Origin of the sequence: Olivibacter sp. XZL3, from assembly GCF_004368405.1 — a bacterium.
Lineage (GTDB): Bacteria > Bacteroidota > Bacteroidia > Sphingobacteriales > Sphingobacteriaceae > Olivibacter.
In genome coordinates this window covers 1-2,601 of record NZ_SBJH01000036.1, presented here as the reverse complement: position 1 = coordinate 2,601, position 2,601 = coordinate 1, and the positions used below count along the sequence as shown (strand labels likewise).

Sequence of the window (2,601 nt, the reverse complement as noted above, 5' to 3'; positions counted from 1 at the left end):
TGACGACAAATAGGTGCTAATGTCATCAATACCATAGTTCTTCTTAGCGGATTTTTCCATGTAGTCATACCATTGCCATCCAATGATATCAAACTTTAGGCCTCTGCTTTCCAACATTTGGATATAGGAAGTGTGCAGCCAGCAGGCGTTGACAATGGTTTTTGCAGTTGGATCTTTTGCCTTTATACCGTCGTTCATACCCCAGAGGAAATTTAAAATAACGTTAAATTTTTTCAGGTCATAATGTGTTCTTGTGGTGCCTGATTTCAACGGTAGAATAATGAGGTTTTCTAGCTCGTTTCCGATATTATAATAGTCAAAATCGTCTTTGTAACGTTGAGCGAAGGCTTCGGCGCGCCTTCTTCCTTGGTGGTAGGCTTCAGACAATTTCATGTTTAAATCGAGCCCCTGTGTGTAAAGCATCGGAACTAAGGTCACGCCGGCTTCCTTAGCTGCCTTTTTCAAGGGCTGAAAACGGAAATCGGTGTGCATTTTACCGTTGCTGAGCGTCGATACATCGAAACGATAGCTCGTCATTCCAAGCTTCTTGATCAATGCGATCTGCTCTTTTGCCGAAACATTGGTATAGGAGGGTGGCCCAAGCGGGTGTCCGTTTACTCCGAAGTCGAAGGTTGATGATTTCGAACTGGCCGCTGCCATGGTTGTGTTTGGGCCTTCGTTCGTTTGTGTTTCTTCGAAAACATCTTGTTTTGAACAGGAAGCGAATGTCATGAGTGCTCCCGCGAAGATAACTGAAAAGAAATTCTTTTTCATTAAGTGTTTAGTTGCGTAATAATAACGAAAACTTAAGGCAAAAGAAAGCACATAGGACGATCGTAATTTTTACCTAAAGTGAGCGCTATTCGTTACGGTTGGATTAAAAAAATAACGTTTATCACTGCTTTAAATCACGGTAAAGGACCTGAGGGAATTTATGCTGCGAGTTTAGTTCTGACGGCGCAAAGTTAGAGACTTTTTTTAGCTGGAAAAATTTTTTTTAAAATCTTAAAAAATAACGTCTTCTGTCGGCTTTTTCCGGGCTTCTGGGCCGAAAAACGGGCTGATCGGCGAGGCGTAAATACCATAAAATCTTACTCAAAAAATAGAAATACACCATTTCTATTCCCCAACGGGGGCTAAACATCTTCAAATAAAAATAAGTATTATGAAACAGGCTTTAATACATGACTGGCTGGATAAGTATGGCGGCGCCGAGCGCGTTATTACAGCAATTTCTGAAGTGATGCACTTCGATTATTATTATGCGTATGTAAATAAAATGGCTGATGAGGACTTGAGGCGGGTCTTTGCGAATCATCCTGTGCGTATTGAACAATCTGTTTTGATGACGAAATTCAGGTCGTACTTTAGGTATCTGATGCCGCTGTTTCCCGTGGTCGTAAATCAGTTTAATGTACAGACAAAGCGTAATAAAGTAGATCTGGTTATTAGTTCTTCCTGGGCATTATCCAAGTCGTACCGGGTGGGAAACGAGGTGCATGTCTGTTATTTGCAAGCGCGGAATTTTAAATACGTTTGGGAAGAAGCCGATAAATATTTCCGTGGGCCGTTCAAATTATTTTCCTTTGTTCGGCCGTTGTTGCAAAAGTTCGACCGACACGGCGGGAATAATCCGAACTATCTGATTGCCAATTCGCACTTTGTTAAGAAATGGGTGCAAGAAAAATACGGGAGGGAAAGTACGGTGATATACCCGCCGGTTGAAGTGGAGGACTTCTATATTTCGGAGAAAAAAGAGGATTATTTTATAACCGTTGGCCGACTAGAACCTTATAAACGCTTTGATATTATCGTGGATGCATTCGTAAAAAACGGGAAAAAGCTGTTGGTGGTTGGCGACGGCTCCGTGCGAAAAGAGTTGGAGAAGCGGGCAAGCAGTAACATTCAGTTCGTAGGGTATAAAACAAAGGAAGAAATTAAAGATTTGTTAAGTAAATCGCAGGGCTTTGTTTTTGCTGGAGTGGAAGATTTTGGAATTGCCATTGTTGAAGCACTTGCCTCGGGTGTCCCTGTCATTGCTTTTAACGGCGGTGCAAGCGAGGAGTTGATTAACGAAGAGAATGGCATACTGTACGATGAACAGTGTCCGGATGCCTTGAATCGATGTATCAGTGAGTTTTCTAAGCGGAAGTATGACTCACACCGTATTAGGGCATCGTCGATGAAATTCTCTAAAGAAAGATTTAAAAGCGAATTCAAAGCCTTTGTGGACCAAGTTTGTAAAGAAAACAGTATAGATGCCTATCAGGTAAAAAGCGAAATCGAATCTGCTCCTGTTGCACTTCCATAAATAGAGAAGGGACTGACCGGTTTAGTTGGTTCAGTCCCTTTTCCGCTTTCGAATCGTCTGTCGATTCGATTAGCATGCAGTGATAAACGAGTTTATAAATCTATTTTAAGATCGGTGCAGCAAAAGCGGTCGGCTTATAGGTGCTGTAAGGTTGAGTCCACTTAATGATGCCGTAATAAGATTCTTCCGAATGATTTTTTTCCGGCTGATTAAACAGTTCGTAGATAAAGGCTCCCATCACCTTTGGGTTTTTTCTGATTTTGGCCATGAAAGAATCAAAGAAAGCTTTT

Annotated in this window: 3 protein-coding genes; 1 reads left to right on the top strand and 2 read right to left on the bottom strand. The window is 41.6% G+C overall.

All coding sequences use genetic code 11. The annotated features are described in order from the left end of the window. The coding region (locus EPX21_RS08575; protein WP_134089257.1) for a hypothetical protein at positions 1-774 on the bottom strand (774 nt) is incomplete at its 3' end. A gap of 391 nt (positions 775-1,165) precedes the next feature. Here EPX21_RS08575 and EPX21_RS08570 point away from each other — a divergent pair. Next, entirely contained in the window at positions 1,166-2,311 is a 1,146-nt protein-coding gene (locus tag EPX21_RS08570) for a glycosyltransferase (protein ID WP_134089256.1), read from the top strand. A gap of 100 nt (positions 2,312-2,411) precedes the next feature. Here the strand turns inward: EPX21_RS08570 and EPX21_RS22660 are convergent. Beyond that, positions 2,412-2,601 (bottom strand): hypothetical protein (locus EPX21_RS22660; protein WP_206106036.1); only part of this gene is annotated, 190 nt, incomplete at its 5' end.